Origin of the sequence: Paenibacillus sp. FSL R7-0210, assembly GCF_038009085.1 — a bacterium.
Classification (GTDB): Bacteria; Bacillota; Bacilli; order Paenibacillales; family Paenibacillaceae; genus Paenibacillus_AQ; species Paenibacillus_AQ silagei.
This window is the reverse complement of record NZ_JBBPAR010000001.1, coordinates 6,321,911-6,342,943: the sequence shown is the minus strand read 5'-3', so window position 1 is coordinate 6,342,943 and position 21,033 is coordinate 6,321,911. Positions and strand designations below refer to the sequence as shown.

Below are 21,033 nucleotides of genomic sequence, written 5' to 3'. Positions count from 1 at the left end.
AAGAACGGCTGGCCTATTGCAGGGCCTGGGCCTTGCATGCTAGAATGTAGCTTGCGTAATCATATAACTCTAGGCCCGCATGAGGCTTAGGGCGTGAGAGGTGAGATTTCATATGCAAACAACCATTCAACCCAAGTACAATGTAACGAAGGTAACCTGCGCTTGCGGCAACACGTTTGAAGCCGGCTCGACAGTACAGGAGCTTCGCGTCGAAATTTGCTCAAGCTGTCACCCGTTCTTCACCGGTAAGCAGAAGTTCCTGGATGCCGGCGGCCGTGTGGACAGATTCAAGAAGAAATACGGTGTCTAATATTGCATAGTTGATTTTTGCCTGTCCGTAAGCTATACTTATCTTCGCCGTGCTAGACGGGGAGGTAGCGGTGCCCTGTAACTCGCAATCCGCTGTAGCGAGGTTGAATTCCTGTTAGAGGTGCTGTCGATGTGAGGCCTTGGTTCCTATGGGCTGTGTTGACGGTTGGGTCCTCCGCAATGAGTGCTTGTGAACCTGGTCAGGTCCGGAAGGAAGCAGCCATAAGCGAGTTTGCTCTTGTGCCGGAGGGTGGCCTAGCCCGAGCAGTTTTGTAGGGTTACCGCTTGGATCGCAGCCATCAATAACAGGTGCACGGTTTAAATAAGGATGATGATAGCGTCTTTGCTACAAGCAAAGATGCTTTTTGTTTTTCTAGGTATCCTAGGTAATAAGATATTATTCCCGCTCTGACAAATATCCTTACCTTTCGGACGGTGAGCCGCTTCTGCTTGGTCAAAGACTTGGGAATATAGTATAATAAATTAGCGACAAATGCCGGAAAGCGGCAGCCTGAGAGAGGGTAATGCATAGTGGAACATATCGCGCTGTACCGTGCCTGGCGGCCGCAGTCGTTTCAAGATATGGTAGGGCAGCAGCATATTATCCAGACGCTGCAGAATGCGATCCGTGAACAGCGGGTTTCGCATGCCTATCTGTTCAGCGGACCGCGGGGGACCGGTAAGACGAGTGCGGCCAAGGTATTGGCCAAGGCAGTCAATTGCGAGCGGGGCCCGGGTCCTGAGCCCTGCAATGAGTGTCCGTCCTGCCTGCGGATTACGGCAGGCAACATCATGGACGTTCAGGAGATCGATGCGGCATCCAACCGGGGCGTTGAAGAGATTCGCGATCTGCGGGATAAGGTGAAATATGCACCTACCGAAGTACGCCGTAAAGTGTATATTATTGATGAAGTGCATATGCTGACAACAGAGGCATTCAATGCTCTGCTGAAGACGCTTGAAGAGCCTCCGCAGCATGTGATGTTTATACTGGCGACTACCGAACCGCACAAGCTGCCGGCTACGATTATCTCGCGTTGCCAGCGGTTTGACTTCCGCCGGGTCTCACTGGAGGAACAGACGGGCCGCCTGACCGAGATTTGCCAGAAGGAAGGCATTACAGCAGATGCAGATGCGCTCCAGTATATCGCCCGCCTGTCTGACGGGGGAATGCGGGATGCGCTCAGCATCCTGGATCAGATCTCATCCTTTACAGATGGGAATGTGACCTATCAGCAGGTGCTGGGAATGACCGGGGGCATCCCCTCCGAGCAGTTCGCGCGTCTGGCGAATGCTATTCTTGAGAGTGACATGGGGCAGCTGCTGGAGCTTGTGGAGCAGATGATGCATGAGGGTAAGAGCGCAGATAAGTGCCTGGAGAATCTTCTGTATTATTTCCGCGATTTACTGATGATCAAGATGGTGCCTGGAGCGGATCAGCTAACGGACCGCGTGCTGAATCCGGCAGATTTCCGCGATATGGCTAAGGCCTTTACCCGCGACCGCTTATTCCTGATTGTGGAGACGCTGAGCCGTTATCTGGGAGAGATGAAGTATGCTACACATCCGCAGACCATATTCGAGGTAGCGCTGATGAAGCTGTGCAGCGGTCCGCAGGATGCTGCTGCTCCCTCTGTAGGCGATCCGGCAGTGAATGCAGCCGCACCTGCAGCTGCAAATGGTTCTCCGCAGGTACAGTCCGTTGAGCTGGATCAGCTCAGAGCGCAGATTGCCGCGCTGGAGAAGAAGCTGGAGCAGGCTATTCAAGCCGGCGGAGTTGCCGGCGGCGGGCGTGAGCAGGCAGCGCAGCGTACTGCCCCGCCAAGCGCTCCGCGCGTATCCTCGGCCTCTAAGCTTCCCCCGCAGCTGGATAAGTTTATTGCGGGTAAGGACAGTCCTGATTTTAGCGCGGTCTATAAGCAGTGGAGTCTTGTTCTTCAGGGTGTGAAGGAAGAGAAGGTCACGGTACATGCGTGGTTTGTGGACGGTGAGCCGGTGGCGGTGATGGAAGATGCCGTGCTGGTTGCTTTTAAGAATACCATTCACCGGGATACTACCGAGAAGCCTGCGAACCGGCAGGTCATCGAGAACGTAATGAATGCCAAGCTGGGTAAGCCATTCCGGCTGGTAACTATGATGATGCGTGACTGGAATGAAGCTGCGACGAAATCTGCGGCTTCGGCCGGAACAGAGGAGCTGCGTCTGGAGCATGAGCACGAGAGCGGCGAAGGCAAGTCCGAACCATGGATTGATGAGGCGATCCAGCTCTTTGGAGAAGACCTTGTTGTCATAAAAGAATAAGGATTCAGCTATCAGCGCGAAGATGCGCATCCCAAAGGAGAGATGATCTATGAATAATATGAACCAAATGATGAAGCAGGTTAAAAAAATGCAGGAGCAGATGCTCAAAGCCCAGGAAGAGCTGGGCAGTAAGACGATTGAAGGTTCATCCGGCGGCGGCGTGGTTACCGTTCAGGTGAACGGACACAAGAAATTGCTGTCCATTCAGATCAAACCGGAGGTTGTAGATCCGGAGGATATCGAAATGCTGCAGGATCTGGTGATCACTGCTGTTAATGATGCTCTTACCCAGGCAGAAGAGTTGGCGAACAACGATATGGGTAAATTCACAGGCGGAATGAAGATTCCTGGCTTGTTCTAGGCTTACTCCACTCCCTGCCAAAGGAGAACCGATACTTTGTATTATCCAGAACCGCTAGCCAAGCTAATAGAAGCTTTTACACGTTTGCCCGGGATTGGCCCGAAGACAGCTGCCCGGCTGGCCTTTCATGTGTTGAACATGAAGGAGGACGAGGTGATTGATTTCGCCAAAGCCCTGGTCAGCGTCAAGCGTAATCTTCATTATTGCTCGGTCTGCTGCAACATAACGGATACCGACCCGTGCCGGATCTGCCAGGACAAAACCCGCGATGCTTCGGTAATCTGTGTGGTTCAGGACTCGAAGGATCTGGTGGCTATCGAACGAACCAAGGAATTTGACGGCTATTATCATGTGCTCCAGGGTGCAATTTCGCCGATGGAAGGCATAGGGCCGGATGATATAAGGCTGAAGGAGCTGCTGACCAGACTCAGCGATGAGCGGGTGAAGGAGCTGATTATGGCTACCAACCCCAACATTGAAGGGGAAGCCACTGCCATGTATATCTCGCGTCTTGTCCGTCCCTTTGAGATCAAGATCACCAGGATAGCCCATGGCTTGCCTGTAGGCGGCGATCTTGAGTATGCGGACGAGGTAACCCTGTCGAAGGCGCTGGAAGGCCGTCGTGAGCTGTTCTGAGTGTTGTGCTGTTGTATTATAAGTGTAGGGAGCCCTCGGGCTCCTTTTTTGATTTTCGGAAGAAGCGCTCATATTCTGCTAAAAGTTCTGCTAAGCCCCTTCTCCCGGTTCTAAGTTTGTCCCTATTCCGATATGTATGAGATTAACGGGTGTGAATCACCGGTTGTATCTGCAGTTATTCATATATCTTAGGAGGGATTGCAATGGGTTGGTGGAGTACCAAGTGGTTGAGCGGGAATACGGATAAGGAAAAGGCAGTGCAGACGGAAGAGGAATGGGGGACAGTATACCAGGAGGTACGTAAAGCGCAGTCTGAATGGGAGCGGGCTTACCTGATGTTTGATGAGGCGCTAGGCCAGGATCAGATTGACTATGCAATCTATATCCTGGAGGCGGCTGAGCGCAAATATCAGATACACCTTAAGGATGCCAAGCGGCTGGGGCTTAACCGGAGCCAGCTGCAAGTATGAACAGAATGAGTCAGCGAGGAGGAGAACAATGCTAAGAACTGTTGCGATGGGTGTGCTGATTATATCTACAGCGCTGCTGGTCCTGATTGTATTCAGGAAAAGACTGGGCTGGGCTTGGTTGAGTGTATTTGGAACCCATCTTATATTGGCGGCGCTCGGGATTTATATCGTTAATTTCTCAGGAGTTGTAAGCGATCTGCACATTCCGCTTAACCCTACAACCATAGGTGCTGTAACCATTCTTGGGCTGCCGGGAGTGGCGCTGTTATTGGGATTAAAATTAACTTTGTTTTAGAGGTTGACGAAGGCTCCTGATTCATGATACATTAAGTCTCGGCCCTTTGGACAGGAGATCTTCGGATCACTTGCTGGAAGCTAAAGCGAAAAAAGAAATTAAAAAAACGCTTGACTGAAACAAGGGTGCTGTGATATATTATAAAGGTCGCTGCTGAGACAAACATCAACGACAAAAGATGAGACATTGATCTTTGAAAACTGAACAACGAGTGAGTGGGAAATCACTTCGGTGAGATCCAAATTAGAGAATATAACAATTCTCGTCAGATGTTTCAAAATGAGCAATCGCTCTTTCTAAATACCAATTTGGAGAGTTTGATCCTGGCTCAGGACGAACGCTGGCGGCATGCCTAATACATGCAAGTCGAGCGGAGTTTGAGAGGAAGCTTGCTTCCTTTCAAACTTAGCGGCGGACGGGTGAGTAACACGTAGGCAACCTGCCCTCAAGCCTGGGATAACTACCGGAAACGGTAGCTAATACCGGATAATTTCTTTTTTCTCCTGAGGAGAGAATGAAAGGCGGAGCAATCTGCTGCTTGGGGATGGGCCTGCGGCGCATTAGCTAGTTGGTGGGGTAACGGCCCACCAAGGCGACGATGCGTAGCCGACCTGAGAGGGTGAACGGCCACACTGGGACTGAGACACGGCCCAGACTCCTACGGGAGGCAGCAGTAGGGAATCTTCCGCAATGGGCGCAAGCCTGACGGAGCAATGCCGCGTGAGTGATGAAGGTTTTCGGATCGTAAAGCTCTGTTGCCAGGGAAGAACGTCCGGTAGAGTAACTGCTGCCGGAGTGACGGTACCTGAGAAGAAAGCCCCGGCTAACTACGTGCCAGCAGCCGCGGTAATACGTAGGGGGCAAGCGTTGTCCGGAATTATTGGGCGTAAAGCGCGCGCAGGCGGTTATTTAAGTCTGGTGTTTAAACCTTGGGCTCAACCTGAGGTCGCACTGGAAACTGGGTGACTTGAGTACAGAAGAGGAAAGTGGAATTCCACGTGTAGCGGTGAAATGCGTAGATATGTGGAGGAACACCAGTGGCGAAGGCGACTTTCTGGGCTGTAACTGACGCTGAGGCGCGAAAGCGTGGGGAGCAAACAGGATTAGATACCCTGGTAGTCCACGCCGTAAACGATGAGTGCTAGGTGTTAGGGGTTTCGATACCCTTGGTGCCGAAGTTAACACAGTAAGCACTCCGCCTGGGGAGTACGGTCGCAAGACTGAAACTCAAAGGAATTGACGGGGACCCGCACAAGCAGTGGAGTATGTGGTTTAATTCGAAGCAACGCGAAGAACCTTACCAGGTCTTGACATCCAACTAACGAAGCAGAGATGCATCAGGTGCCCTTCGGGGAAAGTTGAGACAGGTGGTGCATGGTTGTCGTCAGCTCGTGTCGTGAGATGTTGGGTTAAGTCCCGCAACGAGCGCAACCCTTGACTTTAGTTGCCAGCAGGTTGAGCTGGGCACTCTAGAGTGACTGCCGGTGACAAACCGGAGGAAGGTGGGGATGACGTCAAATCATCATGCCCCTTATGACCTGGGCTACACACGTACTACAATGGCCGGTACAACGGGAAGCGAAGCCGCGAGGTGGAGCCAATCCCAGCAAAGCCGGTCTCAGTTCGGATTGCAGGCTGCAACTCGCCTGCATGAAGTCGGAATTGCTAGTAATCGCGGATCAGCATGCCGCGGTGAATACGTTCCCGGGTCTTGTACACACCGCCCGTCACACCACGAGAGTTTACAACACCCGAAGTCGGTGGGGTAACCCGCAAGGGAGCCAGCCGCCGAAGGTGGGGTAGATGATTGGGGTGAAGTCGTAACAAGGTAGCCGTATCGGAAGGTGCGGCTGGATCACCTCCTTTCTATGGAGAATCGTTTCCTGCAACGGAAACATTCAAATCGGAAGCTAAGCTTCCACAATAGAACCCTTGGGTTCGAACACTCACTCGTGTTCAGTTTTGAAAGAGCAAGTCTCTTTCGTATGCGTTTGGTGGCGATAGCGGAGGGGTTCCACACGTACCCATCCCGAACACGACCGTTAAGCCCTCCAGCGCCGATGGTACTTGGACCGAAGGGTCCTGGGAGAGTAGGACGCCGCCAAGCGAACAATCAATTCATTGATTGCTTCACTACTGCAAGTTTTGTTATATGGGCTTTTAGCTCAGTTGGTTAGAGCGCACCTCTGATAAGGGTGAGGTCGGTGGTTCGAGTCCACCAAGGCCCACCATATAACAATCTAGAATTGAATAGCAAGTACCGGGGTCCCCGAAAAGTAATCGGAATTAACCTCGAAGCTACACCTCACTTTTTGGGGTGATTATATGGGGCCATAGCTCAGCTGGGAGAGCGCCTGCCTTGCAAGCAGGAGGTCAGCGGTTCGATCCCGCTTGGCTCCACCAATCATGTTTTACAACAGTATATGCACATTGTCTGTTATTTCGAACATCACAGTCGTGATTGTTTCATAATAACAGCAACTTGATCCTTGAAAACTGGATACCGAAACGAATTTGCGTTTTAGAACATTCCTTTAAGCTGAACTTGTGTAAACAAGTTTTGAATTAATGGCGATGCTAGCGATTTTCCTTAGGGAAAACACATTGGTTAAGCTACTAAGAGCACACGGAGGATGCCTAGGCGCCAGGAGCCGACGAAGGACGTGGCGAACAACGAAACTGCCTCGGGGAGCTGTAAGCAAGCTTTGATCCGGGGGTGTCCGAATGGGGAAACCCAGCTGTGGTAATTCGCAGTTACTCGTATCTGAATACATAGGATACGCAGAGGCAGACCAGGGGAACTGAAACATCTAAGTACCCTGAGGAAGAGAAAACAATAGTGATTCCGTCAGTAGCGGCGAGCGAACGCGGAACAGCCTAAACCAAGGGGCTTGCCTCTTGGGGTTGTGGGACGTCTCACATGGAGTTACAAAGGAATTCAGTAGGTGAAGAGGTCTGGAAAGGCCCGCGATAGAGGTAAAAGCCCTGTAGCCTAAACTGTGTTCTCTCCGAGACGGATCCCGAGTAGTGCGGGGCACGTGAAACCCCGTATGAATCCAGCAGGACCATCTGCTAAGGCTAAATACTACCTGGCGACCGATAGTGAAACAGTACCGTGAGGGAAAGGTGAAAAGCACCCCGGAAGGGGAGTGAAATAGAACCTGAAACCGTGTGCTTACAAAAAGTCAGAGCCCTCTTTATGGGTGATGGCGTGCCTTTTGTAGAATGAACCGGCGAGTTACGTTTAACATGCAAGGTTAAGGTGAGAAGCCGGAGCCGCAGCGAAAGCGAGTCTGAATAGGGCGACTGAGTATGTGGACGTAGACCCGAAACCGTGTGATCTACCCCTGTCCAGGGTGAAGGTGCGGTAACACGCACTGGAGGCCCGAACCCACGCATGTTGAAAAATGCGGGGATGAGGTGGGGGTAGCGGAGAAATTCCAATCGAACTCGGAGATAGCTGGTTCTCCCCGAAATAGCTTTAGGGCTAGCCTCGGTGAATGGAGTGGTGGAGGTAGAGCACTGATTGGGTGCGGGGCCCGCAAGGGTTACCAAGCTCAGTCAAACTCCGAATGCCATTTACTTCTTGCCGGGAGTCAGACAGTGAGTGCTAAGATCCATTGTCAAAAGGGAAACAGCCCAGACCATCAGCTAAGGTCCCCAAGTGTGTGTTAAGTGGGAAAGGATGTGGAGTTGCACAGACAACCAGGATGTTGGCTTAGAAGCAGCCACCATTGAAAGAGTGCGTAATAGCTCACTGGTCGAGTGACTCTGCGCCGAAAATGTAACGGGGCTAAACACACCACCGAAGCTATGGCTAGATGCTTTGCATCTGGGGTAGGGGAGCGTTGTATGTGGGTTGAAGGTGTACCGTAAGGAGCGCTGGACAGCATACAAGTGAGAATGCCGGTATGAGTAACGAAAAGATCAGTGAGAATCTGATCCGCCGAAAGCCCAAGGTTTCCTGAGGAAGGCTCGTCCGCTCAGGGTAAGTCGGGACCTAAGGCGAGGCCGACAGGCGTAGTCGAAGGACAACAGTTTGAAATTACTGTACCACCGTAATCCGCTATGAGCGATGGGGTGACGCAGGAGGGTAGTGACGCGGACTGATGGATGTCCGTCTAAGCAGTGAGGCTGGTGTGCAGGCAAATCCGCACATCGTTAAGGCTGGGCTGTGATGGGGAGCGAAAATTATAGTAGCGAAGGTCATGATCTCACACTGCCAAGAAAAGCCTCTAGCCAGGAGAAGGTGCCCGTACCGCAAACCGACACAGGTAGGCGAGAAGAGAATTCTAAGGCGCGCGGAAGAACTCTCGTTAAGGAACTCGGCAAAATGACCCCGTAACTTCGGGAGAAGGGGTGCCTCGGTAGGGTGAATAGCCCGAGGGGGCCGCAGTGAAAAGGCCCAAGCGACTGTTTAGCAAAAACACAGGTCTGTGCGAAGCCGCAAGGCGAAGTATACGGGCTGACGCCTGCCCGGTGCTGGAAGGTTAAGGGGAGCGGTTAGGGGTTAAACCCGAAGCTGTGAACCGAAGCCCCAGTAAACGGCGGCCGTAACTATAACGGTCCTAAGGTAGCGAAATTCCTTGTCAGGTAAATTCTGACCCGCACGAATGGCGTAACGACTTGGGCGCTGTCTCAACGAGAGATCCGGTGAAATTTTAATACCTGTGAAGATGCAGGTTACCCGCGACAAGACGGAAAGACCCCATGGAGCTTTACTGCAGCTTGATATTGAATTTGGGTACGATCTGTACAGGATAGGTGGGAGCCGTGGAGGCAGGAGCGCAAGCTTCTGCGGAGGCGCCGTTGGGATACCACCCTGATCGTATCTAGGTTCTAACCTGGTGCCCTCATCGGGTACGGGGACCGTGTCAGGCGGGCAGTTTGACTGGGGCGGTCGCCTCCTAAAGAGTAACGGAGGCGTTCAAAGGTTCCCTCAGAATGGTTGGAAATCATTCGCAGAGTGCAAAGGCATAAGGGAGCTTGACTGCGAGACCTACAAGTCGAGCAGGGACGAAAGTCGGACTTAGTGATCCGGTGGTACCGCATGGAAGGGCCATCGCTCAACGGATAAAAGCTACCCTGGGGATAACAGGCTTATCTCCCCCAAGAGTCCACATCGACGGGGAGGTTTGGCACCTCGATGTCGGCTCATCGCATCCTGGGGCTGAAGTAGGTCCCAAGGGTTGGGCTGTTCGCCCATTAAAGCGGTACGCGAGCTGGGTTCAGAACGTCGTGAGACAGTTCGGTCCCTATCTGTCGTGGGCGCAGGAAATTTGAGAGGAGCTGTCCTTAGTACGAGAGGACCGGGATGGACGTACCGCTGGTGCATCAGTTGTTCCGCCAGGAGCATGGCTGAGTAGCTACGTACGGACGGGATAAGCGCTGAAAGCATCTAAGCGTGAAGCCCCCCTCAAGATGAGATTTCCCAGTATGTAAGACCCCTTGAAGACGACGAGGTAGATAGGTTGGAGGTGGAAGTGCAGCAATGCATGGAGCTGACCAATACTAATCGGTCGAGGGCTTATCCAAAATTTCTAACACGCAGATTCGTTTCGGATTCAGTTTTCAGGAATCAATTTCCTGTGCGGATTTACATGGCTACCATTAATTTGGAGAGATACCCAAGTGGCTATAAGGGGACCCTCTGCTAAGGGGTTAGACTGCGTAAGCGGTGCGAGGGTTCGAATCCCTCTCTCTCCGCCATTATAAATCCAATACTTGTAGTGTGGCGGCGTAGCTCAGCTGGCTAGAGCGTACGGTTCATACCCGTGAGGTCGGGGGTTCGATCCCCTCTGCCGCTACCATACATACCCGGAGGCTTAGCTCAGCTGGGAGAGCATCTGCCTTACAAGCAGAGGGTCGGGGGTTCGAACCCCTCAGCCTCCACCATTTTTATGTTCGAATTGTATTGCCTTACACCGTGCCGGTGTAGCTCAACTGGTAGAGCAACTGACTTGTAATCAGTAGGTTGGGGGTTCAAGTCCTCTCGCCGGCACCATTTTTAAGAGCAAATTGTGGAACCGTGGTGTAGTTGGCCTAACATGCCTGCCTGTCACGCAGGAGATCGCGGGTTCGAATCCCGTCGGTTCCGCCATTTTCAATGGCATAAGGGATGAGAATTCCCTGGGTTTGTTGAAGCATAGGCATCGTAAGGAATACTTCGCAATCTCGTAACGGAGTGAAGAGTATCCCGCCCTGTTCCGCCATTTTTTTGTTTTTAGGTTTGTTTATGGCTCGGTAGCTCAGTCGGTAGAGCAAAGGACTGAAAATCCTTGTGTCGGGGGTTCGATTCCCTCCCGCGCCACCATCATGGAGGCTTAGCGAAGTGGCCAAACGCATCAGACTGTAAATCTGCTCACGTACGTGTTCGGTGGTTCGAATCCATCAGCCTCCATCCCTTTTTAGGAGCCATTAGCTCAGTTGGTAGAGCACCTGACTTTTAATCAGGGTGTCGAAGGTTCGAGTCCTTCATGGCTCATCTTAAGTCAAACGGTCATCACTTTAGGGTGGTGGCCTTTTTTGTATTTTGATTCATGATACAAGTATGCTCGTAAGCGCAAATTCCGCATTTTACAGCAAAATATGATAAAATAAGCGAAAAAAGCAAAAGTGGTGGAGAATGGTGATGATGGATAGTGAGGGTTTGCGTCAAAAATTGGAGCAACTTACCGGAAAGAGGACCGGAATCAAGCAGCTGGGGAGACAGCATTCCGCTTCACTTTTTGGCATAAGTACGGATAAGGATCAGGAACTGCCGGTCATTCATGAGGGTTATCTCTGGATTCCCCTATATGAGAATGATGGCCGTGTTACAGCAGTGTGGGTGGAGACAGAGGGGCTGTCGTCGCTGGAGCTGGAGCTGGTGAATTATGCCGGACGCAATTTTGCGGTAGCGCTGAAGGCAACCGGGTTCAAGGAAGAAGGGGAGATGGAGGCGCGGCAGCTTAGCGGCTGGCTGAATGCCCAACTGGAGCAGGAGAAGGACGATGCGGAGATCCCGGATGAAATCTCGCTGAAGGGCCGGCTGTTCGGAGATATGATTCCGTTCATGCTGGTAAGCGAGAATGTTCATAATCCGCAGATGACGTATCGCTCCTTAATGAAGCTGCTGCGCAGTTATTTCGAGAATGATGTATTGCTGGTTCCCCTGCAGGATAAGGAATGGTTAATTTTAGCCCGTAAGGAACTCCTCACAGGCGGAGATGATAAAGAGGATGAGGAAGAGAGTGCTGAGGATTTGCTGTCACAGACTTCTATGGGGCTGCATGAACTGATTGCCAGCGAGTGGGTTGGCGTCTTCCATCTGGCCGTCTCTCCAGCCATTATCCCGGTTAAAGGTCTGACAGGAGCAGTCGCCTTGCTGCGGGAGACCATTATTCTTGGCCGTATCTTCCAGGTAGGTGATTATATTCATCTGCCGTGGGAGCTGCACATGGAGCGGCTGGTTAACAGTATTCCGGATGACCGGCGGAGACAGCTGCTGGGCCAGATCGGTGATTACACGGCGGTACTGGCGGATAAGGAAATGCTGCTGACGCTGGAGAGTTTTTTTGAAATGGACTGCAATGTCAGTGAAACCGCCAAGAAGCTGTACATTCACCGCAACACGCTGCTCTACAGGCTGGACAAGATTAAACAGGAGACGGGGGCCGATGTCCGCAGCTTTGGGGATGCCGCTATTGTGAAGCTTGCCATGTTATTGTATAAAGTGACGAAAAGAAAATAGGTTTTTTGTGAACCTTGCAAATAGCCATGAGGCCGGCTCTGGGGTAAGATAAGTGTACAAGAAAGCGTTTGATTTTCTAATCCAATACTAGACTCGAGGGGGAAATACAATGGCAGGCGTACGTTTAGAGCATATTTTCAAAAAATACCCGGGTTCCGATAAAGCAACAGTAATCGATATCAATCTTGATATTAAAGATAAGGAATTCCTCGTACTGGTTGGTCCTTCCGGTTGCGGTAAATCCACAACCCTGCGTATGATCGCTGGTCTGGAAGAAATCTCTGAAGGTAAAATGTACATTGGTGACCGTGTAGTGAATGACGTTGCTCCTAAAGACCGTGATATCGCGATGGTATTCCAATCCTACGCCTTGTACCCGCACATGAGTGTATATCAGAACATGGCTTTCGGTCTGAAATTGCGCAAAGTGAAGAAAGAAGAAATCGACAAGAAAGTGCGCGAAGCAGCGAAAATCCTGGATATCGAGCACTTGCTGGAACGCAAACCTAAGGCACTGTCCGGTGGTCAACGTCAACGTGTCGCTCTCGGCCGCGCAATCGTCCGTGATCCACAAGTCTTCTTGATGGATGAGCCTCTTTCCAACTTGGATGCTAAACTTCGTGGTCAAATGCGTGCTGAAATCACTAAGCTGGTGAAACGCCTTGAAACTACTTGTATTTATGTAACGCATGACCAGACAGAAGCAATGACGATGGGTGACCGTATCGTAGTTATGTACGATGGTATCATCCAGCAGGCGGCTTCCCCTGAAGAACTGTACAATGAGCCTACGAACCTGTTCGTAGCCGGATTTATCGGTTCCCCTACCATGAACTTTATCAACGGTACTCTTTCCGAAGTGAACGGCGCTGTCCGTTTCCGTGCAGAGAACCTTGATGTTGAAGTTCCAGGCGGCAAAGCTACAATCCTGCGTAACAAAGGCTTCATCGGTAAAGATGTAATCATGGGCGTTCGTCCAGAAGACATTCATGAAGAGCCAGTGTTCCTGGAAGCTTCTCCTAACACAATCTTCACTTCGATGGTTGATGTTACGGAAAACCTTGGTCATGAAATGCTCCTCTACTTGAGCGGTCTTGGCAATAACACTGTAATTGCACGTGTAGATGGACGTTCCACTACCCGTGAAGGCAGTAAGCCTAGATTGGCCATCGACATGAACAAAGTCCACATCTTCGACAAAGAATCCGAACTTAACGTTCTGCTGGGATAAGATCTCTGCAGGGTGAACATAGTTTATAATGAAGAAAGCCGCCTGGTTAGGCGGCTTTTTCTTGTAATGATCATGGTGGAATGGAACGATAACCGCTGGGGTTAAGATTGCATTCACTGGCATAATCCATTAAGATAGCAGGAGAATTACCTGTAGCTGGAATGGATAAAGATGTAACCGGTATGCGGGGAAGCGGCATAAGCCGCGGGTGACGAAAGGACGGACACATATATGGCTAAGAAGGTAAAAGTATCGGAATTGGTGCAGCATTTTCAATTAGAGGTAGTATCCGGACATGAAGGTCTGAAAAGACCGATCACAGTGGATGATTTGAACCGTCCCGGGCTGGAAATGGCCGGTTATTTCGAATATTATCCGGAAGAACGTGTGCAGCTACTAGGCAAAACAGAGCTGGCTTTCTTCTCTATGCTCTCAGAGGAAGAACGGAAAAGCCGGGTACGCGGTATCTGTAACGACAATACCCCGTGTATCGTCATTACTCGTGCGTTGGATGTACCTCAGGAGCTTGTAGACATCAGTAACGAGAAGGGACTTCCTGTGCTCCGCAGCTCCATGGCGACCACGATTTTCTCAAGCAGACTGACCAGCTTCCTTGAGGGCAGACTGGCACCGACTGCAACAATTCACGGTGTTCTCTGTGATGTGTATGGGGTAGGGATGCTGATTACAGGCACCAGCGGCATTGGTAAAAGTGAAACCGCACTGGAACTCGTTAAACGCGGTCATCGCCTGATTGCCGATGATGCGGTAGAAATCCGCCAGACCTCGGATAATCAGCTTCATGGTACCGCACCGGAATTAATCCGTCACTTGCTGGAGATCCGCGGTGTCGGGATTATTAATGTTATGACGCTCTTTGGAGCAGGCGCTATCCGTAATCACAAGCGGATTACTCTGGTGGTCAGACTGGAAGCCTGGCAGCAGGACAAGCAGTATGACCGACTGGGACTGGATGAGGAGACGACACGGATTATTGATACCGATGTGCCGCTGGTTACCATCCCTGTCCGTCCGGGACGTAACCTCGCTGTCATTATCGAGGTGGCTGCGATGAATTACCGGCTCAAGCAAATGGGCTTTAATGCCGCGCTGCAATTTACGAATAAACTTACCGCCACCATCTCAGAAGATATGGATGATCTCGATTAGGAGTGTGAGAGCATGTTTTATTCACTAGCGATTGACCCGATTGTCTTCTCGATTGGATCACTGCCGGTTCACTGGTATGGCCTGATTCTGGGTCTTGGTGCGCTTACCGGGCTTTTCCTATGTATTCAAGAAGGCAAACGCTTCAACATTCCTCAGGAGTTCTTCATGGATATGTTGCTGTTGGGCTTGCCATCGGCTATTATTGGGGCGCGGCTATACTTCGTAGCCTTCAAGTGGGAAGACTATAAGGATAACCTGCTCGATATCTTCAAGGTCTGGAATGGCGGTATTGCGATTTATGGCGCCCTGATCGGCGCGATTATCTGCGGGATTATTTATTTCCGCTATAAAGGCTATCCGTTCTGGCGCATCGTGGATATCTGTGCTCCCGGACTGCTTGCAGGCCAGATGATCGGACGGTGGGGTAATTTCATCAACCAGGAAGCCTATGGCGGTGTGGTAGAGGAATCGTTCCTGCGGGATAAGCTGCATTTGCCGGACTTTATCGTTAATCAAATGTACATAGGGGATGCTTTTCACCATCCGACCTTCCTGTACGAATCACTCTGGAGTCTGCTGGGCATTCTGCTCCTCATGGTGCTGCGCCGCCAGAAGTTCGTCCGTGCCGGAGAAATCTTCATGTCCTACTTCATCTGGTACTCCATCGGCCGCTTCTTCATTGAAGCTCTGCGTACGGACAGTCTTGCCTTTGACGGCAGCAGCGGTGTGGCAGCCTTCATTAACGGGCTGTGGAGTCCAATGAAGTGGATGGGTTTCGAGCAAGGCTATCTTGACCCGGCTTACGGGAATATCCGTATCTCTCAGCTGCTCGCGCTGCTCATTATTGTGGCCGCCATTGCACTGATTATTGTACGGCGGGTAAGCGGACAGCCGAAGGCTCATTACCTGGACCCGATCATTAGCACCAAACCGGCAGCAGCGGATGCGGTAGTTCCAGAGAGTGCTGTGAATACGCCTCAGAAGCCTTCTCAGCCAGTTCAGCCGGTGGAAGATCCCTCTAAAGATAAGGAAACAAAGGAGTAATACAATCAATGATAGAATGCGTGTTATTTGATCTGGACGGAACGATTGTGAATACGAATGAGCTGATCATCAATTCGTTCATGCATGCGCTGAAGGAGAATAACCTGCCGGCGCTTACCCGGGAACAGATGATTCCGCATATGGGAACTACGCTGCATCACCAGCTAAGCGCGTTCTCGGGCCTGGAGGATATCGGCGTGCTGGAACGGTCCTACCGTTCTTACAACAATGCACATCATGACGAGTTGGTTCATGCTTTTCCCCATGTGAACGAGACGATGGAAGAACTGCTGCGCCGGGGAATCCGCATGGGGGTAGTAACCACGAAGATCCGGCCTTCCACACTCAGAACACTGGAGAAATTCGATCTGCTGAAATATATGGAGACGATTGTTACGGTGAATGATGTGACTCATCCGAAGCCGCATCCGGAGCCGGTGCTCACGGCAGTGGCCAATCTGGGTGTTGATCCAGCCAAGACACTGATGGTGGGGGATAGTGCTGTCGATATTCAGTCTGCCAAGGCAGCAGGTGTGCGTGTAGCAGGAGTGGCCTGGTCGCTTAAGGGTGAGGCTGTGCTGCGCACCTATGAACCGGATTACATCATCCAGGAGATGAAGGACTTGTACTCAATTGTGGAGCAGGAGACTATGCAGCCGTGAGAAAGATAACCCGTTATCCCGTGGAGGGGCATAATTCGCTCTGGCATATTTATCGCACGGTCAGCCCGTGGAAGGGTGTGCGCAACTTTATTTTTATCCAGATTGCCCGTTATTGCCCGATTTTGCCGCTCAAGAACTGGATTTACCGCCGGGTGCTCGGGATGAAGATAGGTAAGCATACTGCGTTTGGACTTATGGCGATGGTGGATGTATTTTTTCCGGAGAAGATCTCTATCGGGGAGAACACGGTTATCGGCTATAACACTACGATCCTGGCTCATGAGTATCTCATCAAGGAGTATCGGCTGGGTGAAGTTATGATCGGCGAGAATGTAATGATTGGGGCTAACACGACTATTCTCCCTGGGGTTACGATTGGGGATGGGGCTACGGTTGCGGCGGGATCGGTGGTTCACAAAGATGTTGCTGCCGGTTCGTTCGTCGGGGGGAATCCGCTCCGCGAGCTGCGTAAACAGGAGGAATCATAATGGCTCAAAAGGAAAGAATTCCACAGCTTGATATTTTTCGGGCAATCGCTATTTTTGCGGTGATCGCCATTCATGCCACTTCACGCACGTTGGCTGAGACACTGGGCACTTCCATGTTCCCTCCGTTTCTGTTTATTAACAAGTTCAGCCAGTTTGCGGTGCCTTCCTTTATATTCTTAAGCGGGTTCGTCCTGTTCTACAATTATATTGACCGTCCGCTGGGCGGGAAGGTACTGGCCAAATTCTACAGCCGCAGACTGATCTATATTATTGTGCCTTATCTTGTGTTTACGGTGCTGTATTTTGGACTGAAAATGACGGCCGGTCATACCTGGGGGATGCCTCTTCAGGAGATGGGCGGGAAGTTCTTCAAGTATCTATGGACGGGTACGGCGTATACACATCTCTACTATATCATCATCATTATCCAGTTCTATCTGCTGTTCCCGCTGATACTCTGGTGTCTGCAGAAAGTCCGGCATCTCGCGGCCTGGGCACCAGTAATCGGGCTTGCGTTACAGTGGGGCTTCGTGCTGCTTAACAAATATATGGTGAACCACGGGTATTGGAAGCTGTCCAAGGGTAGTCTGGCCATTACGTATTTCTCGTATTTCCTGTTAGGTGCGGCGATTGCGATCTACTACAGCTCCTTGAAAAAGTGGCTGGTTCCCTCCCGCGAAGGCTGGCGTTCCGGTAAAGGGACAAGCTGGGTGGTACTATGGCTCTTATGGGCGGCTGCCGGAGCTTACCATGTGGTCTTGTGGTATAACAACTATACGAAGAAAACAGTAATCAACAGTCTATGGTACGAAGGGTTCTCGAACCTGCATGCCTTGCTCTCTTGTCTGGTACTGTTCCAGCTGTCCTTCCTGCTGTACGGGGCAGGACGCAGCTTGCTGAGCAGACTGCTGCTCTCGGCCGGGGCGTGCTCCTTCGGTATCTATCTGCTCCATCCGCTGTTGCTGTTCATGTACCGGAAGCTGCCGTTCCACGGCGGATCGCTGGCCTATACGGCGGCAATAGCGGGCGGCTGGCTGGTGGCCCTCCTGGGCTCCTGGCTAGTGGTTGCGCTTGCCTTCCGTTATGTGAAGCCGGCCTGGATGGTGTTCGGCTCTGCACCGCAGAAGCCGGCAGCAGCGCCAAAGGCGACAGTGTAGACTTAGGCTTAGTTCATATATTGAAAGCGCCGGCTGGCCGCATCTGCGGCTGTCCGGCGCTTTGCTGTAATCAGGCGGTTCTGGAAAGCACGTTAGCCGGGCTGTTCCCCCGCCTGCTCGCGCTGGAAGTCGGCGATAGCCTGATACTGATCCTCCAGACTGCGAGATACCGAGATGAAGATGGGCAGCAGCTGTTTGTAGGCTTTGGCGTGGGCAGTAACCGGCTCATGCCGGTGAGTGGAGCCAATCATGCTGAAGACAGCATCCAAGGAATCGATCCGCCCGATGGCGTATAATCCCAGTACAACAGCGCCGAGGCAAGAGCTCTCGAAGCTCTCAGGGACGACTACCTCCTGATCGAAAATATCCGCCATCATCTGCCGCCAGAGCGCCGAACGGGCGAAGCCGCCGGTAGCCAGGATTCTAACGGGCTCGCCGATACATTCCTCCATGGCCAGCAATACGGTGTACATATTGAAGATGACACCTTCCAGCACCGCACGGATCATATGCTCCTTACGGTGATTCATGCTTAACCCGAAGAAGGAGCCGCGGGCATCAGGATTCCACAGCGGTGCGCGTTCTCCGGTCAGATACGGATGGAAGAGCAGTCCGTTGCTGCCGGGCGGCACCTGCTCGGCGATCCGGGTTAATACTTCGTAGGGATCAATGCCCAGGCGCTTCGCCGTCTCTACTTCAGAAGCGGCGAACTCATCACGCACCCAGCGGAAGAGCATCCCACCGTTATTCACGGGGCCGCCAATCACCCAATGCTTGTCTGTCAGGGCGTAGCAGAAGATCCGTCCTTTGGGGTCGGTCAGCGGATGGTCAACTACAGTACGGATGGCACCGCTTGTGCCTATCGTTGCAGCGATTACCCCCGGCTCCATTGCTCCTACGCCCAGGTTGGACAGAACGCCGTCACTGGCGCCTACTACAAACGGAGTGTCCGTGAGCAGACCGAGCTTTCCGGTAAGCTCCGGAAGCAGTCCCTGCAGGATATGGGTGGTCGGGATCGGACGGGATAGCCGCTCCGGAGTAACACCGGCAATCCGGAGCGCCTCCTCGTCCCAGTCGAGCTTCTCCAGATTGAACATGCCGGTGGCAGAGGCGATGGAATGGTCAATCACATATTCTCCGAACAACCGGAAGAAAATATATTCTTTGATGGAGATGAACTTGTAGGTCTGCCGGAACAGCTCGGGCTGCTCCTCGCCTAGCCACATCAGCTTGGTGATTGGAGACATAGGGTGTATAGGCGTTCCTGTCCGCAGGTAGAGCTCATGTCCATTCAATTCATCCTTCAACCGCCGGGCATAGCGGCTGCTCCGGTTATCAGCCCAGGTGATACAGGCGGTCAGTGGCTTACCCGCAGGATCTACAGCGATGACGCTATGCATAGCGGAGCTGAACGAGACCAGCAGAATGGATTCAGGTGTTGCAAGGCTCTCCTGCATGACCGCTGCTATGGTATGAATCACGGCTTCCAGAATCTGCTCCGGGTCTTGTTCTGCAACAGAGGGGGAGGGCTGATGCAGTGGATAGCCCTGATTGCTCTGAGCGACAATTGTTCCGTTCTTCTCAAAGAGGACAGCCTTCGTGCTGGTGGTTCCAATATCAACGCCAATCATATAGGATGTACTCAAGCCGTCAGTCCTTCTTTCTGCTTCTGAATTAGATACCGGGAATACTTCATGGAGGAAATAAAGTACAATCATATTAACTTATTATATTCGCCGCTTATCCCGGTGGCAAAAGGAACTCTGGAATTCAAGCGAATTGTTGACGCAAAAGGATGGTCCGTGATACGATATTGCCACTACTTTACTTTGCTACCACTTTACCATGATAAAGTATTTGATAATACCCTTTAACATATCCGATGAGGTGAACAATGAAGATGGCCAAACCAAAGGGATTTGAAAAGCCTGCCGGCGTAAGAGATTATCTCCCGCGTGCAGTAACGAAGCTGCGCAAGATCGAGAAGGATGTACTTCACTGTATGAGCCGCTGGGGCTACCGGCAGATGATTACACCTACTCTTGAATATTACGATACTGTCGGTGTAGCCAGCTCTACATCTGATCAGAAGCTGTATAAATTGCTGAATAACCGTGGGCAGGCGCTGGTGCTGCGTTCAGAAATGACGGCACCTGTAGCCCGTGTGGTCTCCTCTCTATTGAAGGATGAGCCGCTGCCGCTGCGTTTGTCCTACCATGCCAACGTCTTCCGGGCCATTGAAGAAGAGGCCGGGCGGGAGGCGGAATTCTTTCAGACCGGTGTAGAGCTTGTCGGTGATGATTCGCCGGAGGCTGACGCGGAGGTAGTCGCGCTGGCAATTGCTTCACTGCAGGCGGCGGGCGTAAAGTCTTTTAAAATAGCAATTGGACATGTGGGCTTCCTCGACGGTCTCTTCCAGGAGGCGGTATCCGGCTTGCCGCAGGCTCAGGAGGAGCTGAAGAGCCATCTGCTCAGCCGCGATTATGTAGCCTTCCGCGAGACGCTGCGGCGTCTTGAGCTATCCACTGCCCAGAAGCAGGAGCTGGACGGACTGCTGCGGCTGCGCGGCGGGAAGGAGATCTGCGGACAGGCGCTGGAGCTGAGCAACCATCCGGTGGCGCGCGCGTCGATCGAGCATCTGTGCAAGGTCTGGGAGGTGCTGGTTGCTTACGGTGTCTCCGAGCATGTGCTGATTGATCTGACGATGATCGGTGATTTCTCTTACTATACAGGCATGACCTTCGAGGGATATGCTTCCGAGCTGGGCTTCCCGGTATGCAGCGGCGGCCGGTATGACAACCTGCTGCAGCAATTCGGGCGTCCGATTCCCTCCACCGGCTTCTCCCTGAAGACCAACCGTATTCTGGATGGAGTCTCCGGGCTGCTGGAAGAGGAAGAACTGCCGATTCTGGTCCAGTACGATGCACTGCGGCGCCAGGAGGGTCTGGCCGAGGCTGCGAGGCTGCGCTCGGAAGGGCATGCTGTGGTTACACGGCTGGCAACAGGCCCGGAGGAGCTGAAGACCGTGAAGCGGCTGGATGCAGATACTATTCAGGCAGAGGGCGAGCTGTACGGTGAGATCTACACGTTCGTGTCGTTTGTCAGCGAGCATGGGTGAGCGGAGCTGCTGCAGGTGGTTTTGAAATGATGAGTACACACGAAACGGGGGCGGGTATT

15 protein-coding genes, 10 tRNA genes, 3 rRNA genes and 1 other RNA gene are annotated in these 21,033 nt (G+C 52.1%); 28 read left to right on the top strand and 1 reads right to left on the bottom strand.

The window, feature by feature from the left end; genetic code table 11:
* The first annotated feature begins 112 nt into the window (after positions 1-112).
* From rpmE to MKY64_RS26660, 27 genes are all read left to right on the top strand, one after another.
* Positions 113-310 (top strand): 50S ribosomal protein L31, encoded by a 198-nt coding sequence (gene rpmE, locus MKY64_RS26790; RefSeq protein ID WP_036724459.1) that lies wholly within the window; start codon positions 113-115, stop codon positions 308-310.
* Positions 311-357: 47 nt separating this feature from the next.
* Positions 358-626, top strand: an RNA gene (gene ffs / locus MKY64_RS26785) — signal recognition particle sRNA large type.
* Between the two features lie 214 nt (positions 627-840).
* The gene (dnaX, locus tag MKY64_RS26780; protein ID WP_209879484.1) at positions 841-2,610 is read left to right on the top strand and encodes a DNA polymerase III subunit gamma/tau; all 1,770 of its coding nucleotides are present in this window, start codon (positions 841-843) and stop codon (positions 2,608-2,610) included.
* A 49-nt stretch (positions 2,611-2,659) separates the two neighbouring features.
* Positions 2,660-2,971 carry a YbaB/EbfC family nucleoid-associated protein gene (locus MKY64_RS26775; protein WP_036698884.1) on the top strand — a complete coding sequence of 104 codons (312 nt, stop codon included), beginning with the start codon at positions 2,660-2,662 and terminating at the stop codon, positions 2,969-2,971.
* 36 nt (positions 2,972-3,007) lie between these two features.
* Positions 3,008-3,607, top strand: a complete 600-nt coding sequence (recR, locus tag MKY64_RS26770; protein WP_036698882.1) for a recombination mediator RecR — start codon at positions 3,008-3,010, stop codon at positions 3,605-3,607.
* A 203-nt stretch (positions 3,608-3,810) separates the two neighbouring features.
* A complete protein-coding gene (locus MKY64_RS26765; RefSeq protein ID WP_076084853.1) occupies positions 3,811-4,077 on the top strand; it encodes a DUF2508 family protein in 267 nt (88 codons plus the stop codon).
* Positions 4,078-4,105: 28 nt separating this feature from the next.
* Positions 4,106-4,372 carry a pro-sigmaK processing inhibitor BofA family protein gene (locus MKY64_RS26760; protein ID WP_340956869.1) on the top strand — a complete coding sequence of 89 codons (267 nt, stop codon included), beginning with the start codon at positions 4,106-4,108 and terminating at the stop codon, positions 4,370-4,372.
* Between the two features lie 305 nt (positions 4,373-4,677).
* Positions 4,678-6,238, top strand: a 16S ribosomal RNA gene (locus MKY64_RS26755).
* A gap of 124 nt (positions 6,239-6,362) precedes the next feature.
* Positions 6,363-6,479, top strand: a 5S ribosomal RNA gene (gene rrf / locus MKY64_RS26750).
* 47 nt (positions 6,480-6,526) lie between these two features.
* Positions 6,527-6,603 (top strand) — tRNA-Ile (locus tag MKY64_RS26745).
* 96 nt (positions 6,604-6,699) lie between these two features.
* A tRNA-Ala gene (locus MKY64_RS26740) sits at positions 6,700-6,775 on the top strand.
* 203 nt (positions 6,776-6,978) lie between these two features.
* A 23S ribosomal RNA gene (locus MKY64_RS26735) occupies positions 6,979-9,907 on the top strand.
* Together the 16S, 23S and 5S rRNA genes with 10 tRNA genes alongside form the textbook arrangement of a ribosomal RNA operon.
* An 82-nt stretch (positions 9,908-9,989) precedes the next feature.
* Positions 9,990-10,081: transfer RNA gene (locus MKY64_RS26730), tRNA-Ser, on the top strand.
* Positions 10,082-10,105: 24 nt separating this feature from the next.
* Positions 10,106-10,182 (top strand) — tRNA-Met (locus tag MKY64_RS26725).
* Between the two features lie 9 nt (positions 10,183-10,191).
* Positions 10,192-10,267 (top strand) — tRNA-Val (locus tag MKY64_RS26720).
* A 33-nt stretch (positions 10,268-10,300) separates the two neighbouring features.
* A tRNA-Thr gene (locus MKY64_RS26715) sits at positions 10,301-10,376 on the top strand.
* An 18-nt stretch (positions 10,377-10,394) separates the two neighbouring features.
* Positions 10,395-10,472 (top strand) — tRNA-Asp (locus tag MKY64_RS26710).
* Between the two features lie 137 nt (positions 10,473-10,609).
* Positions 10,610-10,685: transfer RNA gene (locus MKY64_RS26705), tRNA-Phe, on the top strand.
* A 4-nt stretch (positions 10,686-10,689) separates the two neighbouring features.
* Positions 10,690-10,772, top strand: a tRNA-Tyr gene (locus tag MKY64_RS26700).
* A gap of 11 nt (positions 10,773-10,783) precedes the next feature.
* Positions 10,784-10,856, top strand: a tRNA-Lys gene (locus tag MKY64_RS26695).
* Between the two features lie 165 nt (positions 10,857-11,021).
* Positions 11,022-12,104: a PucR family transcriptional regulator gene (locus MKY64_RS26690; RefSeq protein ID WP_340956867.1), complete on the top strand. Its 1,083-nt coding sequence runs from the start codon at positions 11,022-11,024 to the stop codon at positions 12,102-12,104.
* 109 nt (positions 12,105-12,213) lie between these two features.
* On the top strand, positions 12,214-13,335 hold the full coding sequence (locus tag MKY64_RS26685) for an ABC transporter ATP-binding protein (protein ID WP_036726231.1): 1,122 nt from the start codon (positions 12,214-12,216) through the stop codon (positions 13,333-13,335).
* A gap of 231 nt (positions 13,336-13,566) precedes the next feature.
* Entirely contained in the window at positions 13,567-14,505 is a 939-nt protein-coding gene (gene hprK, locus MKY64_RS26680; protein ID WP_036726232.1) for an HPr(Ser) kinase/phosphatase, read from the top strand.
* A 12-nt stretch (positions 14,506-14,517) separates the two neighbouring features.
* Entirely contained in the window at positions 14,518-15,549 is a 1,032-nt protein-coding gene (gene lgt / locus MKY64_RS26675) for a prolipoprotein diacylglyceryl transferase (protein WP_036726233.1), read from the top strand.
* An 8-nt stretch (positions 15,550-15,557) separates the two neighbouring features.
* Positions 15,558-16,211, top strand: a complete 654-nt coding sequence (gene ppaX / locus MKY64_RS26670; protein ID WP_036726235.1) for a pyrophosphatase PpaX — start codon at positions 15,558-15,560, stop codon at positions 16,209-16,211.
* Positions 16,208-16,699 carry an acyltransferase gene (locus MKY64_RS26665; protein ID WP_076077035.1) on the top strand — a complete coding sequence of 164 codons (492 nt, stop codon included), beginning with the start codon at positions 16,208-16,210 and terminating at the stop codon, positions 16,697-16,699. Before ppaX ends, MKY64_RS26665 begins: the two co-directional genes overlap by 4 nt.
* Positions 16,699-17,856: an acyltransferase gene (locus MKY64_RS26660; protein WP_036726238.1), complete on the top strand. Its 1,158-nt coding sequence runs from the start codon at positions 16,699-16,701 to the stop codon at positions 17,854-17,856. The genes MKY64_RS26665 and MKY64_RS26660 overlap by 1 nt, the downstream gene beginning before the upstream one ends.
* Before the next feature lie 92 nt (positions 17,857-17,948).
* On the opposite strand, the gene gntK is transcribed toward MKY64_RS26660, so the two are convergent.
* A complete protein-coding gene (gntK, locus tag MKY64_RS26655) occupies positions 17,949-19,487 on the bottom strand; it encodes a gluconokinase (RefSeq protein ID WP_445323357.1) in 1,539 nt (512 codons plus the stop codon).
* Between the two features lie 269 nt (positions 19,488-19,756).
* On the opposite strand from gntK, the gene MKY64_RS26650 reads away from it, so the two are divergent.
* Complete coding sequence (locus MKY64_RS26650) at positions 19,757-20,974, top strand: ATP phosphoribosyltransferase regulatory subunit (RefSeq protein ID WP_340956864.1); 1,218 nt, start codon at positions 19,757-19,759, stop codon at positions 20,972-20,974.
* Positions 20,975-21,033 lie beyond the last annotated feature (59 nt).

Bases quoted from the DNA above. Each gene is read 5' to 3' on its own strand.
- rpmE (WP_036724459.1), top strand. From the start codon at position 113: ATGCAAACAACCATTCAACCCAAGTACAATGTAACGAAGGTAACCTGC.
- MKY64_RS26760 (WP_340956869.1), top strand. From the start codon at position 4,106: ATGCTAAGAACTGTTGCGATGGGTGTGCTGATTATATCTACAGCGCTG.
- ppaX (WP_036726235.1), top strand. From the start codon at position 15,558: ATGATAGAATGCGTGTTATTTGATCTGGACGGAACGATTGTGAATACG.
- MKY64_RS26765 (WP_076084853.1), top strand. From the start codon at position 3,811: ATGGGTTGGTGGAGTACCAAGTGGTTGAGCGGGAATACGGATAAGGAA.
- MKY64_RS26660 (WP_036726238.1), top strand. From the start codon at position 16,699: ATGGCTCAAAAGGAAAGAATTCCACAGCTTGATATTTTTCGGGCAATC.
- MKY64_RS26650 (WP_340956864.1), top strand. From the start codon at position 19,757: ATGGCCAAACCAAAGGGATTTGAAAAGCCTGCCGGCGTAAGAGATTAT.
- gntK (WP_445323357.1), bottom strand. From the start codon at position 19,487: ATGATTGGCGTTGATATTGGAACCACCAGCACGAAGGCTGTCCTCTTT.
- lgt (WP_036726233.1), top strand. From the start codon at position 14,518: ATGTTTTATTCACTAGCGATTGACCCGATTGTCTTCTCGATTGGATCA.
- MKY64_RS26775 (WP_036698884.1), top strand. From the start codon at position 2,660: ATGAATAATATGAACCAAATGATGAAGCAGGTTAAAAAAATGCAGGAG.
- hprK (WP_036726232.1), top strand. From the start codon at position 13,567: ATGGCTAAGAAGGTAAAAGTATCGGAATTGGTGCAGCATTTTCAATTA.
- MKY64_RS26685 (WP_036726231.1), top strand. From the start codon at position 12,214: ATGGCAGGCGTACGTTTAGAGCATATTTTCAAAAAATACCCGGGTTCC.